This is a genomic window from Xenorhabdus taiwanensis (assembly GCF_036512875.1).
Taxonomy (GTDB): Bacteria; Pseudomonadota; Gammaproteobacteria; order Enterobacterales; family Enterobacteriaceae; genus Xenorhabdus; species Xenorhabdus taiwanensis.
In genome coordinates this window covers 1,030,123-1,052,550 of sequence record NZ_AP028978.1, presented here as the reverse complement: position 1 = coordinate 1,052,550, position 22,428 = coordinate 1,030,123, and the positions used below count along the sequence as shown (strand labels likewise).

Here is a 22,428-nt window from a genome sequence, read left to right as displayed (position 1 = left end):
ATGACCTGCTAATGCAGGCGGCAGTACCGCGTACTCAACCGATACCCCGCAATACCTCAACCTGCGTTCACTCTGGCGCACAGATATCCGTCAAGGGCAAGGCAGGTATTTACTGTTTTGTCAGCACTGTCGCGCGCCAGAGATCGCATGTTGTCAGGTATCAGTAAGGGGAAGCCAATGAGTCGATTGATTAAAGAATTAAAGTTTTTTGCCCGGCAAGGTGGCGGCAGCCATAAAACTTGTCATGATCGCATTCGGATTGCGGGGCGTTTGGGCGCGTTGTTGTTGAGCCTGAATATTCAGGTGAAAAGCCTCAGCCATTTGAAAGTCAGGCATGTAGAACAGTATGTTGGTGCCCGTTTATCTCAGGGAATTGCCAAGCGCACTGTGCAAAATGAAATGGCCGCACTGCGTAATATCTTCCGCATGGCAGGCCGGGAGAAACTGGAAACCTCTCCGCGTTTGAGTAATCAGGCATTGGAATTAGGCGGAACCAGCCGCGCCGGAACGAAACAAGCGATCCCTGATGCTACGTTTCAGGTTATTTATCAAAAAGCCCTTGAACGCGATGCTGGATTTGCCGTCACACTGAAACTCGCCCGTTTGCTGGGGTTACGTTCTCAGGAAGCGGTGCAATGCAGTGCTTCACTGAAAAGCTGGCGCAAACAGCTAGAGCAACCCGAACCGAAACTGCATATTGTTTTCGGTACAAAAGGTGGCCGACCACGGCAAACCCGTGTATTGGATGTTGCAGCGGTAAAAGAGGCTGTAGAACAGGCGTTGGCTATTGCAAAGCAACGTGACGGCAGATTGATTGATAAGCCGGATCTCAAACAGGCTATGAACTATTGGCGAACGCATACCACAAAGATTGGTTTAACCGGTTGCCATGCTCCCCACAGTTTGCGCTATGCGTGGGCGCAGGATGCGCTGAATTTTTATCAACAAAATGGCTTTAGTCGTCAGGAGGCAAGAGCACTGGTTTCAATGGATTTGGGGCATGGTGATGGTCGTGGGCGTTATGTTGAACGGGTTTATAGCCGTTAAACTTAGTCGTTCGGTTATTGTATTAGGTAAAACAATCAGTTAAAGTATTCCCGCCATTGAAAAATCCAATGGTCAAGGTTTTGCAGCCTTGTGCACTTATACACTGGTAAGATACTTTGCCAGTGTTCTTGCTATTACCTTTTCTATGGTGGTTCAGGCTGGGGAGGCTATGCCTCGCCGGAATAAGTGCCGGTCTGCAAACCCTGTCTGAATCGCCACCATCAATATTAATTAATGGAAAGGGGTAGCAGGAATGTATAACAACAATGCTCAAAATGACTGGCATCAGGCCGATATCATCGCTGCACTGCGTAAACGCGGTACAACTTTAGCAGCGCTCTCCCGTGAAGCCGGACTCAGTTCATCGACACTCGCAAATGCACTCAGCAGGCAGTGGCCTAAAGGTGAATGGATAATCGCTAACTATCTCGAAATCCACCCTTCAGAAATCTGGCCGAGCCGTTATTTTGATCGGCGTGGTCAGTTGATTGAACGTAAGATTCGCAGTAAACCACAGGAATAACCCGCTGTAATTTGTGATCGATATCATAAAAATGAATGTTTTTTATCTCAAGCCCTGAGCGTAAAATGGTAGCCAAATTTGACCATTTTTAATCCTCACGGCTTTTTTTCTTTAAAATGATTGAAAATCACACAATTAATGATATAAATAATAAAAATCAGTCATATATAAAAAAAAGTAAACAAAAAAATCTTGGGGCATTAAAAGGGGCATAAAAGGGCGTCAATATAATATACCTTTTATATTCAATTAATTATACTTATTCCCGATTCCTGCAATTGCAGGCGGGTTGACGGGAAGGCATGGCTGGCTTTCAGGTACACCGCCCCGCCGGCACTTTGTACCCGCAATTTATCATTGAGTGACGGCGGCAAACCGATACGGACATTTCGCTCCGCAAAAATAATCCGCTCTTGCCCCACCTTAAGCGCAATGGCTAACGGCACACGTTCCCATTTCATCAGTTCATCGGCCTTAGCGCCGACGCAAAACAGCAACAGGCAGGCCAAACCCAGCCAAACACGGCGACAGCCAGGTGGATATCCTTTCATTGAAATACCCCCTTTTTCTGTTCCAAAGGTTGCGGCAGGGCTTCCAGCCGCTGTGGCATGCCGTCATAACAATCCAGTGCTAATCCGAAGGGATTACGCTCGGCATCACCCTCCCAACGCACCACTTTCAGGGGGTAGCGCACTAATGCCCGTTTGACCGGTTCGGCGTGATAATATTCATCGGCCACCAAATCCAGCCGGACCACCCAGTTATCCCGGTCACGCACCGTCACACGGCGCGTCCCATAGCCGCGGCCGGGGATCTCATACACCACGCGCACCCGGTCAAGCAGCTCGCCACTGTCAGCCCGGGTTTTGGCATCTTCCCGCAGAAAATCCTGACAGGCCGGCGTCAGATAAGGAGAAAGTGCATCAATTTTGGCCGGATAGTCCTGTGCGCCATTTTTCGGCCAGGCATTCAGTTGCTGGAAGATATAAAAGGCGAAACTGTAGACACTGGGCGCCGGCACTTCCCACCACGCCCGGGTGCTGCCGGTACGTAAGTCCGGCGGATGATGGATAGTGAGGTTGCGCGGTGACACCATCCAGCCCGTCAGGCTCAGCAGTAATACCCCCACCAAAATACCGCACGCCACCCGCAGGGTCAGAATATGCTGATCCCGGTTTTTGATTGCATGACGAAACCGGCTCATCGCACGCTCCGGCTACGGCGCAACGACCAGCCCCGGGCGGCAATAATCAAGGCCGGATCACCCAGACCCAGCCGGCGTTTTTTCTCTTCCAGTTTCAGCCAGAGATAATTCTCCGGCTTACCCCGCTTGAGGTGTGCGAGCCAACGCCCGCCAAAGCTTATCAGTAACAAGGGCATCACCAACATGCCGGTCGGGAGCACGACCCAACCGGCTAAGGGGATCAGGGGAAGACTGACGGCCAGTCCCAGCTCCGGCGTGGTGAACCCGCGAAAGACCACCGGTTCGGCGTTTAAACGGTCCGGTAAGAAAGCGATTGTCTGCATGGTGATGCCCTTAAAAAATAATGCTGGCCGATTTTGACAGCAGCCAAATCACGGCAACCAACAGCACCACGCCGACCACGACGATGGCACCAAACTGGGTCCAGGTCGATTTGCCATCCCGCACTTCGGAAAAGGTTTCGACGGCAGCCGAAGCAACCTTAAAGAACGCCACCGCCGAGAGGATCAACCCGCCAATCACAATGCCATCCTGCGCGTACCCTTTCGCCTGTCCCAGCAATCCGCCCCCGCCCCCACTTTTGGGCGGTTCGATAGCCGGTAAATCAGCCCGGGCGGATTCACAGGACAGGCAGCACAATAAAAGAAAGGCATTTATTCGGGTACCGATACGCCGGCAGACGGTAAAAATGGGCTTCATAGTGACTCTGTTCCTTTTCATTGTGTTCATTGCCTCAGCTCGCAAACATCCAGACAGCCACGACCAGTAATACCGCGGTTCGGATGGCAAACTGGCTGAGGGTCTGATTACGCACTTTTTCATTGGCCCAGCCGTTCCAGACATCCACCGCCGCCCAGGCCGCCCAGAAAAATAAGGTGGCTAAGAAAAATCCGACACACACCAGATACAAAAAAGTGATATCAAAGTGTCCGGAGGCCACTTCAAAGGCATGGCGTTGCGCCGGCGTCATTGCAGGTTTTCCTGGCGGTAATGGCCGGATAACAAGCCGGATTCATGGGGCTGGTCACGGGAAGGCATAAGGTAGTGATCGATACCGGCTTTAATGGTGTTGAGATCGGCTTTGATGCGCGGATAATCAAAGTCATAACGAGGGCGTTTTGCGGTGTCAGAGTGCTTTTCTGCGAGACTTGCGCGCGCCAGGGCCATTTGCACCTGCTCAATCAGACGCTTTGCACTGGCCAGCTCATCTTTCTCGGCCGCCTGAGCCAGCGGCATACACCACACAGCCAATCCCAGCAGGCCGGCAAAACAGGATATCGAAAAGCCACCGCGCATAAACACTCACCTCGTCATGGATGCCAAGATGCCGAGGATGCGGGGTTTTTTCGCGGCAGTCAGCAATAAACTCTTTATGCTTTGGTAAAAATTAGCTAAATAGTCTGACTAATTTATTGGGTTAACGATTTAATAATGAAGGAAGACACATGCTGCGAATTGATTTAAACGTCCCCGACGATGAATACGAGAAAGTACGGAAGCTGGGCGCTCACTGGGATGCGGTCGCCCAAACCTGGTATATCGACCACAGTTTTGACCCGACCCCGTTTATGCACTGGTTGCCGTTCTACAATGTCCATGCGGAATTCTGGTATCTGGCCCAAACCCTGACGTCATGCCCACACTGTCATCAACCCACCACCGTGACGGCATTTATGCTACCGGCCGGACACCAGCGACTGGAAGCGGATAACGATGATGAACCCGGCACGGAAGTGGACTATACCGAGCAGGACAGCCCGGCGTTTCTGTTTTATCTCGCCGATATTCCCACTATTGTGCGTAGCGTGCTGCCCGGTTTTCACCACACCCTGCGCAAAGTGGTCAGCCAACGACTGCGCAGACAGCATTGGGTAAACCATTGTGAACACTGTGGCACGCAGCAGGATGATACCGACCTGTTTGCCGAAGCCGGTGGGGCATTTTTCCCGACGTCCAAAGAGCAAGCGGCCGCTATTCAGCTTCATCGTATTGATCAGCCCTTTGTCGGGTATTGTGAAGATATCTCACATCATCACTATCATTTTGATCCGAAGGGGGGGAGCCATATCGGTAAAGCCTGTGACTGGTTTGAATGGATGACACCGGTGGTGAATACACCATCAAAATATCAGCACTAACAAGAAAGACTGACGCGCCGCAGTGCGGCTTGTCTGCTGACGATATCAGGTAAAACACAACTCGTTTTACCTGAATAGCAGCCGATCCGGATGAATTAGATGTATTTAAAACAAGTTCAGCGATAAGCTCTTAATTCATTATAAAAAATTAACTAAGTGGCTTAGTTAAGTCTAATAACATAAGGAAAAAGAATGCAGCGAATTGATTTAAATGTCCCCTATGATGAAAAAGATGAAGCCAAAAAGTTAGGTGCACGCTGGGATCCCGTTGGTAAAACATGGTTTATCCCCGATGGTGTTGAATCCTCTCCCTTTACAAAATGGATACCGTTCTACAATGCTCAGGCTCCCTGGTGGTATATAGCCCAAACAAAAAGCGACTGCTGGAAATGTCATGAGCAAACAACATTGACAGCTTTTATGTTACCTGCCGGACACAAAACCCTGGAAGCGGATGAAGACAGCGAAATTGAAGAACAAACCTACTGGTTAGAGCACGACAGACCTGCCTTTGTGTTTTATGTTGATGATATACCCTCGACAGTACGCAGTAGCCTGTCTCGCGTCACCCATTTTTTAAGCAAAGATTTCAGTCAAACAACTCAAACAAAATATTGGATGAATCACTGCGAAAAATGCGATGCCAAGCAAGGTGATTTTCAAATGCACTGTGAACCCAGTGGTGGATTTTTTCCAACAACGGTGGCAGAAGCGGCAACAATTCAATTACATCGAATCAATCAACCTTTTCTGGCTGCTTGCGGCGATATTTCTCATCAGCACATCCATATCACCATGGGGAATGTTGCTCATGATATTGATAAAACTATTTGTACATCAGCTGATTGGATAGAATTTATGACGATCGTTTCTAACTGACGCACCGCTACGCGGCTTGTCTGCTGACGATGGCATACAAAACAAACAACCGTTTTGTATGCCATCGTGCAGCGCCATGTACTATAAATATTTTTTAAACATTGAGGCAGTGATCATCACTGCCATACCTAAAAGTAGCGCTGCTGGCAACAATATCACCGCAGGATACATCGTATCCGGCCAGGATAAATACAGCACACAGGGAATGGTGCAGGCCGGTTTAATGCCCCGTTTGGCATGGTGATAAACAAAACTCGATTCATAGCCTGCGCCATAACGGCGTAAATCCCGCCGTCCCAGCCCGTCAACCAGAGCGACTAAGATCACCATCACAAACAAAGGGATGGATAACACCAGAATCGCTAACCGGATTAACGTCACCATGGTGATAAACACCGTCGCCAGACAATATTCCCGCAAATGCTCCGATATGCCATGCAATACCGCATTGAATTCACGCAGAAAATCATTGCGGCTATTGAGTTGATACTGCCGTTGTCCCTGTATCCAGTGCATAAAACCACTGTCGACAAATAACCATTGATACGCCTGCGTCAGCCAGTCAGAGACCGTTTGTGCGGGATTTGACAACAACAGGCTCCGGGTCAATTCCGTGGATAAAAATTGCAGCTCGGTTTTCATCATCGTCTGGCTATGAGAGGCACCTTGTTCTGGCCAGAAAAAAATCATACCGAGATATTCCAGTAACAGACTGAATAGCCAGGACATGACAATAAACCCAATAAGTTGCCACGGCCATGCCCATAACACATGATACAGCAGGCCATGCTGGCGGGGCGGTTGAGAAGATGGACGGGATTGGTTTTCTGACTGTGCCATGACCTGAAATTACCCCTTCTCTTCCCACCAGACTTCACGGGTACGGTAATGTCGTCGCATTTGTTCGGCGATGTTCTGCAAGCTCGCCGGCATCAGGGCATCATCGTCATCCCCCGTTGGCAGGGGCATGCGAATTTTCCATAGCTGCCCGCCTTCCAGTAAGGCGAACGCCTGCCCTTTCGGTAGGTTAATCATTTCGGCAGGGGTGACCAGCGGCGTTTTGACCGTACCTACCCGGTCCTGCGTGGACGAGGTAAAATCCTGCCCCTGTTCAACATCGGCAATATCAGAGTGCCCTGAAACCAGCGTCTTGCTGTAGATTTCCACTTCCGGCAACTGGCTGGTGAGCAGCTCTGCCGTCCGGTTATCCCGCACCCGCAGCATAATCAGGGTATTGAAATTACCGATCACCTGCGCGGTTTTAGCCGGGCTGCCGAGACGGGCTTCAATATCGGAGGAGGTCTGGGTATAGGCGGTGACCTGCATGCCCGCACCGCCGCCTTTATTAATCAGCGGAATAAATTCATCGCCCATCAGCTCATTAAATTCATCACAATGCAGGTTAATCGCGAGCTTCCCATCATGGTGAACCGGCAACCCGGCATTCATACCATATTTGTAGATTTGCCCCGCGACACTGACCAAATCGGCAAACATACTGTTGCCCACCGCCGAGGCCACATCACTGTCAGACAGTGCATCCAAGCCGATATACACAATCCCGTTCTTGCGGATCACCTGTTCCCAGTCGAAAATGGGGCGCAGATCCGTCATATTGAGATAATCCGGTGATAACAGTTCAGCGATTTTGCCCGTGGTCAGTTTTTCCAATAGCGGCAATAAAGAAGCGACAATTTTATCAAAATAGGTACGATCATAACGCACGGCAGAGCGTAACCCGTCCAGAATCGGATCGTAGAGCGACTTACCCGCTTCTGAACTCAGCGTGACTTCCATTGCCCAGAGTCTGAGCGCATCCGGCTGCCCCTGCATATTGCGCGGGATATCTTTTTCTTTCAGCTTGCTGAGGGACTGGTTGATGTGTTCCAGCAGGGCGGGCTGCCTTTCTGCCAGCATTTTAGTGGCATAGAGCTGATACAGTTCACTGATATTATTAACATAACGTGTGATCAAGGTGTAATCCGGCCGGTGTCCCAGCGCGACTAAAGCCCGGGCGACAATATTGACAAACCGGTCATGCTCCCAATGATTAGATCTTGTGATAAACTCCCTGCTTTTTATTATGGGGTGAGAGATGGCTAAAGTTGATGTGGTTTGTCGTTACTGTCATAAAACAGAAGAGGTTAAAGGGCATGGAAAAGGGCGTACTGGTCATCCCCGCTATCACTGCTATGCCTGCCGTAAAACCTTTCAACTGAATTATGCCTATCAAGCCTGTTATCCCGGCGTGAAAGAGCAAATTATTGATATGGCAGTGAATAACTCCGGTGTCAGGGACACGGCTCGGGTTCTGAAAGTCGGCATTAACACCGTCATTCGCACATTAAAAAACTCACACCAAGACAAGTGACTACGCTGCCGCTTGCGGGCAGTGAGATTCATCTTGTCTGTGAAATAGATGAGCAGTGGTCATTTGTCGGTAATAAGAAAAATCAACGCTGGCTCTGGTATGCCTGGGAGCCGAATAAGAAACGGGTAGTGGCACATGTGTTTGGGGATCGCAGCAGGAAAACATTGAAAAAGCTGCTGGCACTCTTGTCTCCTTTTACTATCCGGTTTTACTGTACAGATGATTATGCCGTTTACGATTACCTGCCTCAGGAAAAACACCTCACGGGAAAGAAATTTACCCAACGTATCGAGAGAACAAATCTTACGCTTCGTATCCGGATAAAGAGGCTGAATAGAAAAACAATAGGTTATTCCAAATCCGAAGAGATGCATGACAAAGTGGTAGGTACGTTCATTGAACGTGAATACTATATTTCATAACAGATCTAATCATTGGGAGCATGACCCGCCACCGCACCGTTGTCACTGCGCCATAAAGCGCAACATCAGGTACGGTGCTACCAGCAGGGCGAGCGCAATTACGTCCGGCTGAAAGAAAAAGGCAAGGGGTATCTGAAAATCAATGTGGGCTTGTTCTGGCGGCTGTTAAGCCGTGATAACGGGCAATCGTGGGAGCTGATGCTCCATGAACGCTACAACAATGAAATTCGTAAATCCTGAATGTGACTGAAGTTGTGTCATTCTGCACCCTGTTGCAACAGGGTGCAGCCCTGACATTATTTTTTAGGGCTAACGCCGCAGAAAAGGGAACATGATGAACCTGTCCGCCGACAGCATAATTGCACACACCATTGCCAAAATGAAAATGCGTCTGGAAAAACAGGCGGACAATGACGTCTCACAACTGCGCAGTGGACTGCTGTTTATGGGCAATATTCATGATGCCTATCCCCGCCGTCTGTTGCTGGATGATCGCCTGTCGCCACTGGATAAAACGGGCTGGATGATGATCCGTCTGTATGCGCAACACCATGAAGGGGCCGTTTTTCCCAGTTATGATGAATTACAGGTCCTGCTGGCTTCGCCCTATAAAGGCAAAGCCTCCCGTGAAACCGTCAGCCGGGTATTACTGATGCTGCGGATCACCGGCTGGCTGAGTTTATGTAAGCGGATCAGGGATGAACACGGGCGGGTGCGGGGCAATATTTATGCGCAACACGATGAGCCGCTGACCTGCCGTGATGCCGAGATGTTAGATCCCCATTGGCTGGATACGGTGGCGGAAGCCTGCCGCAGTAAGAACCGCACCATCAGCCAGACGGCCCGGGACGTCCTGACCGACATCAAAGACGATCCGCTGATGCGCCATCGTCACAGCCATATTCACCTGCTGGAAGCAAGACTGAATGCCGTGCAGACTCCGCAGCAAAGTGTCATGCGCCAGAAGCTGGGATCTGAGTTGCAAAAGGAAGCGGTGCAAACCGAACTCAGGGGAATTCAGCCGGGTTCGGAAACCGAACTGAGTCCATCCACGGGGCAGGCTGGGCTGAATTCGGTATCCGAACTCAGTCTACAATCAACGTTTTATAGTGGATCAGCTAAACCGAACCGTTATGTACGTTCTTTCACACAGAGTGTGAATAAAAAAACATACGTTGATCCGCAATCCGCATTTTTTCTGCCAGAAGGGCTTTGCCGACAACTGGAGCCGGAAGCGGTAACGATGCTGAACAGCCAGCTGCAAGCGTTGCCCGCTGAGCAGGCACAAGCCGTGTTGAACTGTCTGGATAAGGCGCTACGGGACGGGAAAATTAGTAATCCGGTCGGCTGGTTGCTGGTGATGATGAAACGGGCACGGGAGGGGAAATTATATGGACAACCTGAAACGGCGGTTACCCCGCCAGCCTCGGCTAAGGTACCTGTTGAATGCACTCAACATGTCGTGCGATCTGCTTCACCTTCCTCACAAGCCCATGTGCGTAATATGGTGAAAGATATCCGTCAGCGGCTGACAATGGCAAAATACCGCAATGATAATATTGATTAAAAAACAGGCGTGTGTGCCCGTGGCACACGCGATTAAAAAGCGTACTGTTTTGAGCAAGGTACTCCAGATTGGACATCATCCTGGGTTACCTGAGTCAGGGATGGTTAAAACGCATACGCCTGTGCCCGTGGCACACACGATTAAAAAGTGCACGGTTTTGAGCGAGGTACTCCAGATTGGACATCATCCTGGGTTACCTGAGCTAAAGGTGGTTAAAAAACAGACTCATGTGCCCGTGGCACACGCGATTAAAAAGTGCACGGTTTTGATCGAGGTACTCCAGATTGGACATCATCCTGGGTTGCCTGAGCTAAAGGTGGTTAAAAAACAGACTCATGTGCCCGTGGCACACGCGATTAAAAAGTGCACGGTTTTGATCGAGGTACTCCAGATTGGGCATCATCCTGGGTTACCTGAGCCAGGGGTGGTTAAAAAGCATACGCTTGTGCCCGTGGCACACACGATTAAAAAGTGCACGGTTTTGAGCGAGGTACTCCAGATTGGACATCATCCTGGGTTGCCTGAGCTAAAGGTGGTTAAAAAACAGACTCATGTGCCCGTGGCACACACGATTAAAAAGTGCACGGTTTTGAGCGAGGTACTCCAGATTGGGCATCATCCTGGGTTACCTGAGCCAGGGGAGGTTAAAAAGTATACGCCTGTGCCCGTGGTACACGCGATTAAAAAGTGCACGGTTTTGAGCGAGGTACTCCAGATTGGACATCATCCTGGGTTACCTGAGCCAGGGTGGTTAAAAAGCATACGCTTGTGCCCGTGGCACATGCGGTTAAAAAATGTTCTGTTTTGAGCGATGCAACAGAAGCTGGAAATCCTCCTGAGTTGAGGCTAAAAAAACATCATTTCTGACCGCGAATAAAATTCACTCTTTTTCCCGTTTCCCATAACTGGTTATTCGTTGAGTCGCAAACGCCTTTGCCTTGATAGTTCTACTGACTTATCAAGGCAAAGGAGTCTTTGTGCATGTCTGATTCAGAAGACAAATCATCATCCCAGCCGCGTTTACGCGCCGGGGTATTAACCTCCTCATTAACGATTGAACTGCATACCCACTATGCCATCCGTCTGTGGGCAGGGCGCAGACGGGAAGAGATCAGCAATCCACGAAAATTTTCGGGCATTCTCGGGATGCCGCAGGTGATTAAACGCGCGGGCACGATCAGTGTGGATGCCGCTGCCGATAATCCGTATGCCGATACCTGGCTGGTGAAGCTGGAACAAGCGCTGGATAAGGCTTCCGCCAATCTCCAGCAGAGTCTTGCCACTTTGCAGGATACGTTGAACGCGGTACCACAGCAGATCACCTTATCCGCCGTTTCCTCCGTCGAACCGCTGAATATCGGGGTTTACAGTCATTCACCATTAGGCTACCGCTGTGTCTGGCTGCTGGTTGGCTATGACCAGCTCGCCATGAAAACGTTTCAGGTTTTCCATTACGGGCTGATTTCACGCGCAGAGCGTGATGCCTTTCTGCACAATGGCAGCCGTGCCGTTCGCCAGATTTATGGCATTGTACGCTCTTACCGTTCACTGGCGGTCACTCGGCATGATATTGCGGAAAAAACGCCGGCCGGGCTTGAGGCGATTAAGTGGCTGGGTGAACCCCACCCCGACATTTTATCAGGCAAGTTGCGGTCGGTTTTCTCGCCGCCATTGCGCCCGGCTGCGCAAGGCTGAGGGAGGGAAACTATGCCACTTTATCTGTGTGAAAAACCCTCCCAGGCCAAAGACATAGCCAAAGTCCTGGGGGTGAAACAGCGCGGGCAGGGATTTCTCTCCGGATCCGGTGTGATTGTCACCTGGGCCATCGGGCATTTGCTGGAGGTGGCTGCGCCCGAACACTATGGCGAGCAATTTGGTCCGCCGTGGCGGATGGAGGTGCTGCCGGTGCTGCCCGCTCAATGGCAATGGACGGTCAAAAAAGAGACCGCCGGACAGTTTGCGGTGATCCAGCAATTATTGAAACAGACGGAGGAAGTGATTATTGCCACTGATGCCGACCGCGAAGGGGAAGTTATCGCGCGGGAGTTGCTGGAGTATTGCCATTTCACCGGTACGGTCAGGCGTCTTTGGTTGTCGGCACTGGATGAAACCAGCATCCGGCAGGCACTGGCCGCGATATTGCCGGGTGAGCAGACGGCAGCACTCTATCAGGCCGGACTGGGGCGGGCACGTGCTGACTGGTTAACGGGCATCAACCTGACCCGTTTGTATACCCTGAAAGCGCAGACCCTGGGTTTTGGCGATGTGCTGTCCATCGGACGGGTGCAAACCCCGACACTGGCACTGGTGGTGAACCGGGATAAGACCATCGCCCGGTTTGAGCCAAAACCTTACTGGCAATTGGTGGCTAAACTGGAAAAAGACAGCATGCGTTTTCGGGCCAAATGGCAGCCGGTAACGGATGAGTGTGATGAAGAAAACCGTTGTATTCAGCCGGATATTGTTCAGGCCGTTCAGCAACGTTGTCAGCAGGCAACACACGCCACCGTCATGGATGTCAGCAAAAAACGGGAGAAAACGCCCCCGCCACTGTGTTTTGATTTGGGGACATTGCAGCAGACCGCTTCCCGTCACTGGGGCATGGGGGCGAGCCAGGTGCTGGCGATTGCCCAGTCCCTGTATGAAACCCATAAAGCGATCACCTATCCGCGCACGGATTGCGGCTATTTGCCAGCGTCCATGCAGGCAGATATTCCTGTCGTGTTGACAGCACTGGTGCGAACCGACCCGGCTATGGAGACCATTATCAGCCAGCTGGATAAACAAGGTGTTTCCCGTGTCTGGAATGACAAAAAAATCACGGCACACCATGCCATTATTCCCACGCGTCATCCTTTTGATCTCACCCGGTTAACGACCGATGAGCTAAAGGTTTATCAGCTTATCCGTCAGTATTATCTGGCGCAATTTCTGCCGGTGCAGGAAACCGATGTGACCGACGTGACACTGGATATCGGCGGGCAACACTTCCGGGTGCAAGGGCGGGTGAATGTGATCACAGGCTGGAAGGCACTGTTTGCCGATGGAACGAGAGAACATGAAAAGGAAGACGAGCAGGAAGCCGGTTTACCCCTGCCAGCCCTTAACCAGGGTGATCGCTGTCAGGTGATTGAGGCAAAAATTCAGTCACTGTACACCAAACCGCCGGCACCGTTTACTGAAGGTACCCTGATTGCCGCGATGAAAAATGCCGCCAGTCTGGTCAGTGATCCGCAATTAAAACAAGTCTTGCGAGAAAGTGCCGGGCTGGGTACGGAAGCGACCCGGGCCGGCATTCTGGATACGTTGTTTAAACGCCAGCTGATTGAGCGAAAAAAGAAAGCGATCCACGCAACACCGCTGGCGCAGGAACTGATTGCCGGGCTGCCGGCGGTACTGACCGATCCGGGTATGACCGCGTTATGGGAACAATCGCTGGAAGATATTGCGCAGGGCAAAGCATCGCTGGCGGTTTTTATGCAAAAACAGGCGCAGTGGCTTTTGCATTTAGTCGAGCGCGGCAAGGCACAGCCGCTGCATCTGACGTTGCCGAAAACACCCGAATGCCCGAACTGTGGCGGCCGGATGCGGCAACGGCAGGGAAAAACCACGCCGTTCTGGGGCTGTGTGAACTATCCGGCCTGTAAAGGCATGCTGAATGACAAAGCGGTCACCCAATCGCGCAAAACCCGGCGGGCAAATCAACGGACATGAAGATCTGGTTGTTGGTTGACGCCCTGACAGGATGCTTTAAGAATTAACCTGTTTCTTAAATGATCGGTGAGCCTGCAACGATCGCCTCCGGGTGGCTGTAAAACTCCCGTAGCCTGAAAGGGAGCGCCTCAACGCGGTACATCTGCCCACCTTTGGAAGCAGATATTGCCAGCTCAATGGCAATGAAGGTTCATTATTCTTTATCAGCGCGTCAGTAACGTATCTGTCTGACACCCGGCGGGGAAAAACCTTCCCGCAGGGGACAGGATTTTCTCCGTTACCCCTTATTGTTTACCTCCATGGAGAACATCGTATGTCTGAGAACGCAACAGCATTAACCAAAAACGACTATTTCAACCTGAATATCAAGGGACTCGGCTATTTGAATCATATCCGCCATGTCAGCACCGCCAGTGGCACGTTCCTGAGCTGTGTGATTAATGCGTTAAATGGTCCCAGTGATAATCCGGTCTATGTCCGTTTTGATATTACCGTGGTCGGCAAGGAGGCGACCAGCCTGGTGGGTCGTTGCCAGAAAGCCGTTGACGAGGACAAAAAAGTGTTGCTGGGCTTTACCTTAAGTAACCCGTCCACCGATATCTTTACCCTGAAACGCGGCGATCATGCCGGTGAACAGCGCGTCAGCCTGAAAGCCCGCCTGATTAAAGTGGACTGGATTAAAATCGGGCAGGACAAGGTCTATCAGGCCGAACAATCCGATTCGACGCCGCCACAAAATGGGGTCGCGCAAACCGAATATGCAGAAAATTCATTCTGATATTCATTCTACTCCACTGACTTGCCCTGATGTTTCAGGGCAGTCTCTTTGCTAACAAATACAATAGGGTACAGAGATGACTATTCCCCCCATTGGCGTTCTGGCACTGCAATATTGTTATAAGCAATTACCGTTAACGGTGTTGCAAACCCGTGCAGGTTTTTATATCGGCACGATAGAGGGCGGCGTGCCCTGCTCCCGTGAGTCTATGGAATATTTTGCCAGTCGTGAGCAGGCGGAATTTGCCCTGAAACAGGGGCGCTGGACACAGCGTCAGTCAGCGTAACAGAAAGGAAATCGATATGTCTTCACGTGGAGTAAACAAAGTCATTTTATTGGGTTATCTGGGACAAGATCCGGAGATCCGTTACCTGCCAACCGGTGGTACCGTGGCAACGCTGTCACTGGCAACATCAGAAAGCTGGCGGGATAAACAAACCGGTGAAATACGGGAGAAAACCGAATGGCACCGGGTGGTAATCTTCGGCAAATTAGCGGAAATTGCGGCGGAATACCTGCAAAAAGGCACTCAGGTGTACATCGAAGGCCAGCTGCAAACGCGCAAATGGCAGGATAACCAGGGACAGGATCGCTATTCAACCGAAGTGGTGGTGAATGTGAATGGCACGATGCAGATGCTGGGCAGCCGTGGCGAGGCAAAACAGACGGCGGTTCAGCAAACTGGGCATAAGCCAGCACCGAAGCCACCGTCTTCTAAACCTGCCAATAAGGAAAGAAAGGTGACTCCGGCAGTACAACCTGCTGTGTTACCGGAAGAGGAAGAAGTAGACTGGGGAGATGAGATCCCGTTCTGAGTGGTTAAACTTATTGCCCTGTTATCACAGGGCTTATCCTCAACCTTAATTTACGGGTAAAATGATGTGGCTTATTTAATACGAGTGACCAGTATGGTCAGCTGATTTAGCCACTGATTGAAATGTGGGCATTGGGCGCGAATGATATCTAAACCAATATCACCGACGATCAGTGGACCATGTAAGGTTTTATGATAATTGGGAATGATTGCCAGAATACGTTTAGACGGTGCCGTTTGCGGGCTGTTATTGATATCTTCAGGTGTATCAAATTCATCTTTGATGGCCTGTAGTGCGGCAACTGGTGCATGGTCATCAAGCCAGTCTGCAAATTTTTCGGGTTGGCAAAATAGTAACGCTTCAAATTCATGCAATAACAGATTGGGAATAAAATTAGCCTGTCCGATATCATTAGCGAAAGCCTGCTCCAGCTTCACGACCCGTACGTTGGCCGCATTATCCCGTTGTTCGTTATAATCAGGGAAATCAGTTGGCAGACCATAGTAGTCGATAAGTGTGGTGACGAATGCACCGGGATCTTGTCGGCATAAGCGGGTAATTTGGTGTTTTACTTTGCCGTAACTCGTGATCCCCCCTTTCTGGCTGGAACTCGTCTGGGCTAATATGGGTGTCAGATAGATATGTTGTGCAAAAAAATAAGGTGCCAGCACATCCCGCACGAAAGTTTCTTCCGTCTGCCCTTCGACAAAAACGTTGATACGGATCATCGCTGTGGCCTCCCGCCAAGTAAGTTTTTCTTCCATAATTCACCCAGGCTATAGTCTTCAAGCCATTCTGACAGGGCTTCATTATCCAGGCGCTTAAAGGTGGAGGCGCCTTGTTGTTTGTCGACCACAATCAGGTCATCAACATCAAACTGGTTGACCAGCTCGACCGACTGAGTGGAAATAATCAGTTGATGTTTATTGCTGGCATTTTTAATCAAACCCGCCAATACATTGATGGCATAGGGATGGAGTCCGAGTTCAGGTTCATCAATAATAATAGAATCGGGCATGTAATCTTCGGGTTGCAGTAGCACAGTCGTTAGTAAAATAAAGCGCAAAGTACCATCAGAAAGTTCACTGGCTTTAAAAGGAATATCCTGATCTTTTTCTGTCCATTCGAGTTGAATGTAGTCGGCATTATCCGGTGTGGATCGTAAATAAAAATCACCAAAAAACGGCGCGACCATCTGAATGGCTTTGATAATGCGAATGTAATGTTGTTGATGATTTTTTTGCAGACGATACAGAAATGCCGCTAAATTGGCCCCATCTTCCCGCAGGTAATCATTATCATTAATGCGGTAAGTTTGTTTAACTTTGGCACTGTCACTCGTATCATGAAAATGATACACCCGCCAACGAAGCGGGGTCGGTAAGGTGTCATTTTCAAGGTTCGTATGATTAACCTGAGATTCAAAATGTCCGGCACCAATATCATATTCTCTTTTACTGTCACAAAAGAGTGATTCATGGCGAAACATCATGCGGTTATCATTAGTCGGTTCCAGTTCAAATTTATAACCATTGTGGCCAAAAGAAAGTTCGGCCCCCATAAACTCGGTTTTTTTGCGACCAAAGTGTAAGAGGGTATCGGGTCCCCCCATTTTACCAACAAGAGATTGTAAGCGCTGATCGAGCAGGACGGAGGACAAACGAAAGAAACTGATGAAATTGGATTTTCCGGCACCATTGGCCCCAATAAGGATATTCAGGCTTCCCATTTGTAAATCACATTTTGCGATAGATTTGTAGCCTGTTATCTTAATTCTGCTTAAGTGGTCATTATCAGTTATTGGTTTCATAATCTTGCCTTTTCAGCATCATGTGACTCAATTTTGCCTTATTATACACTTTTCTGATGGTGGCTTGATGGATATAATCTTGCTCAAGTACACCTGCCACGCTGAGTCTCTTGTTTAGAGGATGCGCAAATAGGCAGGTTTTTTTATTCTTTAAATCTGAACTGAAGACATCATCCTATAATTTTATTTACTTGTTAAACTTACATGTTCGATTATTGAATTCGATAACACAATCGGTTAAAGTGAAAAAGCTATCAGCACATCTGATAGTCGGGGATTTGCGACCTCGTTTGTTATCCACTGGTAGGTAGTTTCTACCAGTGTGCCTGCTATCACCCTTTCAATGGTGGTTCAGGCAGGGGAGACTCACGTCTCGCCGGCTGATAACTCCGGTATCGCAAACCCTGTCTGAACTACCACCAATAATCAACAGAAGGGGAAGCAGGTATGACTCACACTCAACAAGACTGGCACCCAGCCGAAATTATTTGTGCATTACGCAAGCGTGGTACGACACTCGCCGCTTTATCCCGTGAATCGGGACTCAGTTCTTCTACACTGGCAAATACCTTATCCCGCCCATGGCCCAAAGGGGAGTTTATCATCGCTACCCGTTTGGAGCTGGCGCCGTCTGAAATCTGGCCCAGCCGTTATTTTGACCGCCAGGGTAATTTGATTGAGCGAAAAGCACGCAAATCGTTTGCTGGATAATACTCTGTTATTATCTATGACATTCAATACGATAATACCGGTTCAGGGTTTATCCGTTATTTCCTATTACGACCTCTTTATTTTCAGCAAACACAGTTGAGTTGTTCATTGAATACATCACCGGGTTCCTTGCATAGTCAGGATTATTTTACGACTGAGCAGGAACCTATCTGGCATGAAAATAAACGCGTTAATCGGCTTAATGGCGGTCATACTGACGGGATGCGCGACTCCCGTAAAACAACCGCTATCTCAGCCTTCCCAAAGTCGTTTTCCTTCCGTCACGCTGACACGCAACATTCAGCCTGTTTCACCGGATATTTATGGACAACAACCTGAAGTTGTTCGTTATGGCCGTTATTTGCTGGTCAGTACCAACCCGACAGAAGCACAATATGCCCCGCTTTCCCAATTGGTTGATATCCATATCCCTGCGTCGCTGAAGCCGACGGTTGCTGATGCGCTGCATTACGTGTTGCGTCAATCGGGTTACTCGTTATGTGCACCGGATAAAACCCATGACATCTTATATCGCCAGCCATTGCCCTCGGTGCACTATCAGTTAGGCCCTGTCCGGTTACGCACCGCATTGCAAATCATGGCAGGCCCTGCCTGGCAACTGGACGTGGATGAGGTACAGCGAGTGGTTTGTCATCATTTACGACAAGGCTATCGGCTACCGGCTTCGGTTAAACAAACGCAGCAGGGAGGGCATTGATGAAATGGCATCGTTTCGGTTTATTGGTCTGGTTGCTGAGCAGTTCAGTGTGGGCAGCCACACCGGCACCGTTAGCTTCGCAGCAGACACAATCGACAGAAAGCCAGCCGCAATCCCTGAAAAACCAGGCTGAACAGTGGACGTTAAGTGTCGATGAATACCAGCGCTATCAGCACCTGATGAAGGGGCCACGGGGTATCCAGTCGCCGGGGCTTGATCCGCTGACCACATTAGGCATTGAAGCCGACAGTGATGCCGAACGCCGTCGTTATGCTGAACAGTGGGTTAAATCAGAATTTGCCCGTACCGAGAAAGAATTGTGCTTCCAGCGGGAAGTGGATGCGGCCTGGCAGCGGCTGTTTCCGGATGTGTTGCCGGTCAATATGACAACATCGCGCGAGACAAATGACCGGCTGGCACTGTTTGTCAGAGCCAAAGATTGCCCACAATGTGAAGCCCGTTTGAGCGAAGTTCTGGCGGCTAACCAGCCCGTCGATATTTATTTGGTAGACAGCCAACGTAATGATGACACCTTACGGCTGTGGGCCAAAAACCATCATATCCCCGTTGAACGGGTACGTAACCGGCAAATCACCCTGAATCATGATGCGGGGCACTGGTTCCGGTTCGGCAAGGGGCTGATGCCGGTACTATTGAGGCAAGGAGAGCAGGGATGGCACATCACATCATTATAATGAAACGGCTGAGGGTGTTACCTATTATCGGCCTGTTATGGATTAATACCTGTCAGGCTGAACTGAATGTCATTGCCGATTTAGGCGGCCAGGATGCCTTGCCTTTTTATGAAAGTATTCATGCTCAACCGGGGGATATTCCTGCACGACCCCCGTATTCCTTACCAGAAATGGTTGGCGAAGCCGCGATGTTGCCCGTTAAAACACCGGAACTGACACCGGGGCAAGTGATAAGCCGATCACTGCAATTGCCGAGCATTGGGGCGTTATTTCTGATTGGCGATGATCCTGACTCACGTCAGTGGTTAAGCCAGAATGCCGCCCGATTCAAGCAATTACACGCCGTGGGGCTGGTCGTCAATGTCAGTGAGATAGCCGGTTTACAGTCACTGCGGGCATTAGCACCGGATGTCTTGTTATCGCCGGCTGCCGGTTCGGAATTGGCTCGCCGGTTGCAACTGCAACATTATCCAGTGTTAATCACCGAAACGGCGCTCTCTCAATAGTTATCATCATGAGCCGCCGTTACGTTGTTGAAGCCCTGTTACGTCCTGCCGTCGAGCTGAATACCGCGGTGGTCTCCGCCGTTGCCGCGTTTATCTGCATCCGGGCACCCTGGGCTATTGCACTGGCCCCCTCAGTCAGTTATGTCATGGCCGGCGGTTTTGCGGTATTGGCGATGATACGCACATGGCAGGGTATTCAGGTACTCCGCTATCGCCGAAACCTGCGTCGCCTGCCGCGTTATCAGATGGGTACAAAACAGATCCCCGTCAGCCATCAGCGCTTGTTTCTGGGCAGGGGATTTCGCTGGCAGCAGAAGCATACCCAGCGTTTGCAGGATACGCGGCGACCGGAAGTCGAGCGCTTTGTACAACCCTCTCAGGTTTATCAGCTTGCCCGTTTGCTGGCGCACCGAACGGAATATCGTTGGCCGAAATTGTCAGCCCTGTTACGCAACGATTCGCCTTTTAATCCGGTGCGGCCTTTGCCACCGGTTGGCGGTAATCCCATGATCCACGGTATTGAGCCACAGGAAGCCGACGTGTTTATGGATCTGCGTGAGCGGGTCGGTCATACCTTAGTGATGGGTACCACCCGTGTGGGAAAAACCCGGCTGGCCGAATTGCTGATAACCCAGGATATCCGGCGCGGCGAGGTGGTGATTGTCTTTGATCCGAAAGGCGATGCTGACCTGTTAAGGCGGATTTGGGCAGAAGCGCACCGGGCGGGCCGTGGCAATGCACTTTCCCTCTTTCATCTGGGCTGGCCGGAAATTTCGGCGCGTTATAACGCGGTCGGGCGGTTTGGCCGGGTATCGGAAGTCGCCTCCCGTCTGGCCGGACAACTCAGTGGGGAAGGGAACAGCGCCGCTTTCCGTGAGTTTGCCTGGCGGTTTGTCGGTCATGCTCCCAATGATTAGATCTGTTATGAAATATAGTATTCACGTTCAATGAACGTACCTACCACTTTGTCATGCATCTCTTCGGATTTGGAATAACCTATTGTTTTTCTATTCAGCCTCTTTATCCGGATACGAAGCGTAAGATTTGTTCTCTCGATACGTTGGGTAAATTTCTTTCCCGTGAGGTGTTTTTCCTGAGGCAGGTAATCGTAAACGGCATAATCATCTGTACAGTAAAACCGGATAGTAAAAGGAGACAAGAGTGCCAGCAGCTTTTTCAATGTTTTCCTGCTGCGATCCCCAAACACATGTGCCACTACCCGTTTCTTATTCGGCTCCCAGGCATACCAGAGCCAGCGTTGATTTTTCTTATTACCGACAAATGACCACTGCTCATCTATTTCACAGACAAGATGAATCTCACTGCCCGCAAGCGGCAGCGTAGTCACTTGTCTTGGTGTGAGTTTTTTAATGTGCGAATGACGGTGTTAATGCCGACTTTCAGAACCCGAGCCGTGTCCCTGACACCGGAGTTATTCACTGCCATATCAATAATTTGCTCTTTCACGCCGGGATAACAGGCTTGATAGGCATAATTCAGTTGAAAGGTTTTACGGCAGGCATAGCAGTGATAGCGGGGATGACCAGTACGCCCTTTTCCATGCCCTTTAACCTCTTCTGTTTTATGACAGTAACGACAAACCACATCAACTTTAGCCATCTCTCACCCCATAATAAAAAGCAGGGAGTTTATCACAAGATCTAATCATTGGGAGCATGACCCACCAGCCAGCTTTTAGCCCCCGTCAAAGCCATTGATGAACAGGGCAAACACGATATCGCCCAGCGGCTGCGTCAGCGCATCACTGCCATCATGCGCTACGCCGTCCAGAACGATATTCTGGAAACCAATCCAGCCAATGATATGACCGGCGCACTTACCACTGCAAAATCCCGCCATCATCCCGCCCTGCCCCATGAACATTTGCCCGATTTTCTGACTCGCTTATCTGCCTATCGTGGTCGCCTGCTGACCAAGATCGCGGTAAGGCTGGCACTACTGACGTTTGTCCGCTCCAGTGAGCTGAGATTTGCCCGCTGGCAGGAAATCGACCTTGAAAACGCGGTGTGGAAAATTCCTGCCACAAGGCAACCCATTAAAGGCGTTCGCTTTTCTGAGCGCGGCATGAAAATGAAAATGGATCACCTTGTCCCGTTGAGCCGTCAGGCAGTTTCGCTATTCAAAGAGTTGCACGTACTGAGCGGAAACTGCGAAGTGGTATTCCCCAGTGATCATGATGCTGCGAAAGTTATGAGTGAAAACACCGTCAATAAGGCGCTACGGGCGATGGGCTACGACACTCAAACCGATGTCTGCGGGCATGGCTTCCGCACAATGGCGCGCGGTGCAATGGGTGAATCCGGCCTGTGGAGCGATGACGCCATCGAACGCCAGCTCAGTCATATCGAACGAAACAACGTGCGGGCGGCGTATATTCACACTTCTAAACATCTGGACGAACGGCGGCTGATGGTGCAGTGGTGGGCGGATTATCTGGATGCGAACCGGGAAAAAGCCATTACACCGTATGACTTCGCCAAACCGCTGCGTGACAGGAAAAACCGCTAAT

At 50.2% G+C, this 22,428-nt stretch carries 26 protein-coding genes and 4 pseudogenes; 19 read left to right on the top strand and 11 right to left on the bottom strand.

Annotated elements, in window-relative coordinates; translation table 11 throughout:
• Window positions 1–177 precede the first annotated feature (177 nt).
• Together ACE1SE_RS04680 and ACE1SE_RS04675 are read left to right on the top strand one after the other, a co-directional pair.
• Window positions 178–1,047: an integrase domain-containing protein gene (locus ACE1SE_RS04680; RefSeq protein WP_374052851.1), complete on the top strand. Its 870-nt coding sequence runs from the start codon at window positions 178–180 to the stop codon at window positions 1,045–1,047.
• A 253-nt stretch (window positions 1,048–1,300) separates the two neighbouring features.
• Window positions 1,301–1,570: a helix-turn-helix domain-containing protein gene (locus ACE1SE_RS04675; protein WP_338803414.1), complete on the top strand. Its 270-nt coding sequence runs from the start codon at window positions 1,301–1,303 to the stop codon at window positions 1,568–1,570.
• Window positions 1,571–1,836: 266 nt separating this feature from the next.
• Here ACE1SE_RS04675 and ACE1SE_RS04670 read toward each other — a convergent pair.
• The 6 genes and pseudogenes from ACE1SE_RS04670 to ACE1SE_RS04645 all read right to left on the bottom strand — a co-directional run.
• Window positions 1,837–2,121, bottom strand: a pseudogene (locus ACE1SE_RS04670) (DUF3438 family protein); the annotation flags it as partial.
• Window positions 2,118–2,774: a PFL_4703 family integrating conjugative element protein gene (locus tag ACE1SE_RS04665; RefSeq protein WP_374052850.1), complete on the bottom strand. Its 657-nt coding sequence runs from the start codon at window positions 2,772–2,774 to the stop codon at window positions 2,118–2,120. The gene ACE1SE_RS04665 and the pseudogene ACE1SE_RS04670, both read right to left, overlap by 4 nt.
• A complete protein-coding gene (locus ACE1SE_RS04660) occupies window positions 2,771–3,097 on the bottom strand; it encodes a TIGR03750 family conjugal transfer protein (RefSeq protein WP_374052849.1) in 327 nt (108 codons plus the stop codon). The genes ACE1SE_RS04665 and ACE1SE_RS04660 overlap by 4 nt, the downstream gene beginning before the upstream one ends.
• Before the next feature lie 10 nt (window positions 3,098–3,107).
• Window positions 3,108–3,473: a TIGR03745 family integrating conjugative element membrane protein gene (locus tag ACE1SE_RS04655; RefSeq protein ID WP_074021445.1), complete on the bottom strand. Its 366-nt coding sequence runs from the start codon at window positions 3,471–3,473 to the stop codon at window positions 3,108–3,110.
• 34 nt (window positions 3,474–3,507) lie between these two features.
• Entirely contained in the window at window positions 3,508–3,744 is a 237-nt protein-coding gene (locus ACE1SE_RS04650) for a TIGR03758 family integrating conjugative element protein (protein ID WP_374052848.1), read from the bottom strand.
• On the bottom strand, window positions 3,741–4,070 hold the full coding sequence (locus ACE1SE_RS04645) for an integrative conjugative element protein, RAQPRD family (protein ID WP_374052847.1): 330 nt from the start codon (window positions 4,068–4,070) through the stop codon (window positions 3,741–3,743). The genes ACE1SE_RS04650 and ACE1SE_RS04645 overlap by 4 nt, the downstream gene beginning before the upstream one ends.
• A gap of 149 nt (window positions 4,071–4,219) precedes the next feature.
• On the opposite strand from ACE1SE_RS04645, the gene ACE1SE_RS04640 reads away from it, so the two are divergent.
• Together ACE1SE_RS04640 and ACE1SE_RS04635 are read left to right on the top strand one after the other, a co-directional pair.
• Window positions 4,220–4,912, top strand: a complete 693-nt coding sequence (locus tag ACE1SE_RS04640) for a DUF5710 domain-containing protein (protein ID WP_374052846.1) — start codon at window positions 4,220–4,222, stop codon at window positions 4,910–4,912.
• 192 nt (window positions 4,913–5,104) lie between these two features.
• Entirely contained in the window at window positions 5,105–5,791 is a 687-nt protein-coding gene (locus tag ACE1SE_RS04635; protein WP_374052845.1) for a DUF5710 domain-containing protein, read from the top strand.
• A gap of 81 nt (window positions 5,792–5,872) precedes the next feature.
• Here the strand turns inward: ACE1SE_RS04635 and ACE1SE_RS04630 are convergent, their stop codons facing one another.
• Both ACE1SE_RS04630 and traD (ACE1SE_RS04625) read right to left on the bottom strand, forming a co-directional pair.
• Window positions 5,873–6,631, bottom strand: a complete 759-nt coding sequence (locus ACE1SE_RS04630; RefSeq protein WP_374052844.1) for a TIGR03747 family integrating conjugative element membrane protein — start codon at window positions 6,629–6,631, stop codon at window positions 5,873–5,875.
• 9 nt (window positions 6,632–6,640) lie between these two features.
• Window positions 6,641–7,825: pseudogene (traD, locus tag ACE1SE_RS04625) on the bottom strand (conjugative transfer system coupling protein TraD); the annotation flags it as partial.
• A 61-nt stretch (window positions 7,826–7,886) separates the two neighbouring features.
• On the opposite strand from traD (ACE1SE_RS04625), the gene ACE1SE_RS04620 reads away from it, so the two are divergent.
• The 9 genes from ACE1SE_RS04620 (at window position 7,887) to ssb (ending at window position 15,458) form a co-directional block, all read left to right on the top strand.
• Window positions 7,887–8,584 (top strand): IS1 family transposase gene (locus ACE1SE_RS04620; protein ID WP_374050866.1). Its coding sequence is split into 2 segments (ribosomal slippage): window positions 7,887–8,136 and window positions 8,136–8,584, totalling 699 coding nucleotides; the frame shifts between segments, so codons are not numbered across the junction.
• Window positions 8,585–8,623: 39 nt separating this feature from the next.
• Window positions 8,624–8,824, top strand: a complete 201-nt coding sequence (locus tag ACE1SE_RS04615; protein ID WP_374052843.1) for a ParE family toxin-like protein — start codon at window positions 8,624–8,626, stop codon at window positions 8,822–8,824.
• 91 nt (window positions 8,825–8,915) lie between these two features.
• Window positions 8,916–10,151, top strand: coding sequence for an STY4528 family pathogenicity island replication protein (locus tag ACE1SE_RS04610; RefSeq protein ID WP_374052842.1), 1,236 nt, complete (start codon window positions 8,916–8,918; stop codon window positions 10,149–10,151).
• Complete coding sequence (locus tag ACE1SE_RS04605; protein ID WP_374052841.1) at window positions 10,135–10,959, top strand: hypothetical protein; 825 nt, start codon at window positions 10,135–10,137, stop codon at window positions 10,957–10,959. The genes ACE1SE_RS04610 and ACE1SE_RS04605 overlap by 17 nt, the downstream gene beginning before the upstream one ends.
• Window positions 10,960–11,132: 173 nt before the next feature.
• On the top strand, window positions 11,133–11,846 hold the full coding sequence (locus tag ACE1SE_RS04600; protein WP_374052840.1) for a PFL_4669 family integrating conjugative element protein: 714 nt from the start codon (window positions 11,133–11,135) through the stop codon (window positions 11,844–11,846).
• A gap of 12 nt (window positions 11,847–11,858) precedes the next feature.
• Window positions 11,859–13,865 (top strand): DNA topoisomerase III, encoded by a 2,007-nt coding sequence (locus ACE1SE_RS04595; RefSeq protein ID WP_374052839.1) that lies wholly within the window; start codon window positions 11,859–11,861, stop codon window positions 13,863–13,865.
• 313 nt (window positions 13,866–14,178) lie between these two features.
• Window positions 14,179–14,643, top strand: a complete 465-nt coding sequence (locus ACE1SE_RS04590; RefSeq protein WP_074025449.1) for an STY4534 family ICE replication protein — start codon at window positions 14,179–14,181, stop codon at window positions 14,641–14,643.
• A 76-nt stretch (window positions 14,644–14,719) separates the two neighbouring features.
• Window positions 14,720–14,929, top strand: coding sequence for a hypothetical protein (locus tag ACE1SE_RS04585; protein ID WP_099133372.1), 210 nt, complete (start codon window positions 14,720–14,722; stop codon window positions 14,927–14,929).
• 16 nt (window positions 14,930–14,945) lie between these two features.
• The gene (gene ssb, locus ACE1SE_RS04580) at window positions 14,946–15,458 is read left to right on the top strand and encodes a single-stranded DNA-binding protein (RefSeq protein ID WP_374052838.1); all 513 of its coding nucleotides are present in this window, start codon (window positions 14,946–14,948) and stop codon (window positions 15,456–15,458) included.
• A 71-nt stretch (window positions 15,459–15,529) separates the two neighbouring features.
• Here ssb and ACE1SE_RS04575 read toward each other — a convergent pair whose 3' ends face one another.
• The gene (locus tag ACE1SE_RS04575; RefSeq protein WP_374052837.1) at window positions 15,530–16,222 is read right to left on the bottom strand and encodes a DUF4276 family protein; all 693 of its coding nucleotides are present in this window, start codon (window positions 16,220–16,222) and stop codon (window positions 15,530–15,532) included.
• On the bottom strand, window positions 16,183–17,268 hold the full coding sequence (locus ACE1SE_RS04570) for an AAA family ATPase (RefSeq protein ID WP_374052836.1): 1,086 nt from the start codon (window positions 17,266–17,268) through the stop codon (window positions 16,183–16,185). The genes ACE1SE_RS04575 and ACE1SE_RS04570 overlap by 40 nt, the downstream gene beginning before the upstream one ends.
• A gap of 447 nt (window positions 17,269–17,715) precedes the next feature.
• Here ACE1SE_RS04570 and ACE1SE_RS04565 point away from each other — a divergent pair, with 447 nt between their 5' ends.
• From ACE1SE_RS04565 to traD (ACE1SE_RS04545), 5 genes and pseudogenes are all read left to right on the top strand, one after another.
• Complete coding sequence (locus ACE1SE_RS04565; RefSeq protein WP_120211303.1) at window positions 17,716–17,979, top strand: helix-turn-helix domain-containing protein; 264 nt, start codon at window positions 17,716–17,718, stop codon at window positions 17,977–17,979.
• Between the two features lie 175 nt (window positions 17,980–18,154).
• The gene (gene pilL2, locus ACE1SE_RS04560; RefSeq protein WP_374052835.1) at window positions 18,155–18,697 is read left to right on the top strand and encodes a PFGI-1 class ICE element type IV pilus protein PilL2; all 543 of its coding nucleotides are present in this window, start codon (window positions 18,155–18,157) and stop codon (window positions 18,695–18,697) included.
• Window positions 18,697–19,392 (top strand): TIGR03759 family integrating conjugative element protein, encoded by a 696-nt coding sequence (locus ACE1SE_RS04555; RefSeq protein WP_374052834.1) that lies wholly within the window; start codon window positions 18,697–18,699, stop codon window positions 19,390–19,392. Before pilL2 ends, ACE1SE_RS04555 begins: the two co-directional genes overlap by 1 nt.
• Window positions 19,371–19,898, top strand: coding sequence for an integrating conjugative element protein (locus ACE1SE_RS04550; protein ID WP_374052833.1), 528 nt, complete (start codon window positions 19,371–19,373; stop codon window positions 19,896–19,898). Before ACE1SE_RS04555 ends, ACE1SE_RS04550 begins: the two co-directional genes overlap by 22 nt.
• An 8-nt stretch (window positions 19,899–19,906) precedes the next feature.
• A pseudogene (gene traD / locus ACE1SE_RS04545) lies at window positions 19,907–20,794 on the top strand (conjugative transfer system coupling protein TraD); the annotation flags it as partial.
• A gap of 26 nt (window positions 20,795–20,820) precedes the next feature.
• Here the strand turns inward: traD (ACE1SE_RS04545) and ACE1SE_RS04540 are convergent.
• Window positions 20,821–21,518 (bottom strand): IS1 family transposase gene (locus ACE1SE_RS04540; protein WP_374050866.1). Its coding sequence is split into 2 segments (ribosomal slippage): window positions 20,821–21,269 and window positions 21,269–21,518, totalling 699 coding nucleotides; the frame shifts between segments, so codons are not numbered across the junction.
• 63 nt (window positions 21,519–21,581) lie between these two features.
• On the opposite strand from ACE1SE_RS04540, the pseudogene ACE1SE_RS04535 reads away from it, so the two are divergent.
• Window positions 21,582–22,427, top strand: a pseudogene (locus ACE1SE_RS04535) (tyrosine-type recombinase/integrase); the annotation flags it as partial.
• Window position 22,428: the final 1 nt, after the last annotated feature.

Coding starts and splice junctions, on each gene's coding strand:
- ACE1SE_RS04680 (WP_374052851.1), top strand. CDS start 178: ATGAGTCGATTGATTAAAGAATTAAAGTTTTTTGCCCGGCAAGGTGGC.
- ACE1SE_RS04675 (WP_338803414.1), top strand. CDS start 1,301: ATGTATAACAACAATGCTCAAAATGACTGGCATCAGGCCGATATCATC.
- ACE1SE_RS04665 (WP_374052850.1), bottom strand. CDS start 2,774: ATGAGCCGGTTTCGTCATGCAATCAAAAACCGGGATCAGCATATTCTG.
- ACE1SE_RS04660 (WP_374052849.1), bottom strand. CDS start 3,097: ATGCAGACAATCGCTTTCTTACCGGACCGTTTAAACGCCGAACCGGTG.
- ACE1SE_RS04655 (WP_074021445.1), bottom strand. CDS start 3,473: ATGAAGCCCATTTTTACCGTCTGCCGGCGTATCGGTACCCGAATAAAT.
- ACE1SE_RS04650 (WP_374052848.1), bottom strand. CDS start 3,744: ATGACGCCGGCGCAACGCCATGCCTTTGAAGTGGCCTCCGGACACTTT.
- ACE1SE_RS04645 (WP_374052847.1), bottom strand. CDS start 4,070: ATGCGCGGTGGCTTTTCGATATCCTGTTTTGCCGGCCTGCTGGGATTG.
- ACE1SE_RS04640 (WP_374052846.1), top strand. CDS start 4,220: ATGCTGCGAATTGATTTAAACGTCCCCGACGATGAATACGAGAAAGTA.
- ACE1SE_RS04635 (WP_374052845.1), top strand. CDS start 5,105: ATGCAGCGAATTGATTTAAATGTCCCCTATGATGAAAAAGATGAAGCC.
- ACE1SE_RS04630 (WP_374052844.1), bottom strand. CDS start 6,631: ATGGCACAGTCAGAAAACCAATCCCGTCCATCTTCTCAACCGCCCCGC.
- ACE1SE_RS04610 (WP_374052842.1), top strand. CDS start 8,916: ATGATGAACCTGTCCGCCGACAGCATAATTGCACACACCATTGCCAAA.
- ACE1SE_RS04605 (WP_374052841.1), top strand. CDS start 10,135: ATGATAATATTGATTAAAAAACAGGCGTGTGTGCCCGTGGCACACGCG.
- ACE1SE_RS04600 (WP_374052840.1), top strand. CDS start 11,133: ATGTCTGATTCAGAAGACAAATCATCATCCCAGCCGCGTTTACGCGCC.
- ACE1SE_RS04595 (WP_374052839.1), top strand. CDS start 11,859: ATGCCACTTTATCTGTGTGAAAAACCCTCCCAGGCCAAAGACATAGCC.
- ACE1SE_RS04590 (WP_074025449.1), top strand. CDS start 14,179: ATGTCTGAGAACGCAACAGCATTAACCAAAAACGACTATTTCAACCTG.
- ACE1SE_RS04585 (WP_099133372.1), top strand. CDS start 14,720: ATGACTATTCCCCCCATTGGCGTTCTGGCACTGCAATATTGTTATAAG.
- ssb (WP_374052838.1), top strand. CDS start 14,946: ATGTCTTCACGTGGAGTAAACAAAGTCATTTTATTGGGTTATCTGGGA.
- ACE1SE_RS04575 (WP_374052837.1), bottom strand. CDS start 16,222: ATGGAAGAAAAACTTACTTGGCGGGAGGCCACAGCGATGATCCGTATC.
- ACE1SE_RS04570 (WP_374052836.1), bottom strand. CDS start 17,268: ATGAAACCAATAACTGATAATGACCACTTAAGCAGAATTAAGATAACA.
- ACE1SE_RS04565 (WP_120211303.1), top strand. CDS start 17,716: ATGACTCACACTCAACAAGACTGGCACCCAGCCGAAATTATTTGTGCA.
- pilL2 (WP_374052835.1), top strand. CDS start 18,155: ATGAAAATAAACGCGTTAATCGGCTTAATGGCGGTCATACTGACGGGA.
- ACE1SE_RS04555 (WP_374052834.1), top strand. CDS start 18,697: ATGAAATGGCATCGTTTCGGTTTATTGGTCTGGTTGCTGAGCAGTTCA.
- ACE1SE_RS04550 (WP_374052833.1), top strand. CDS start 19,371: ATGGCACATCACATCATTATAATGAAACGGCTGAGGGTGTTACCTATT.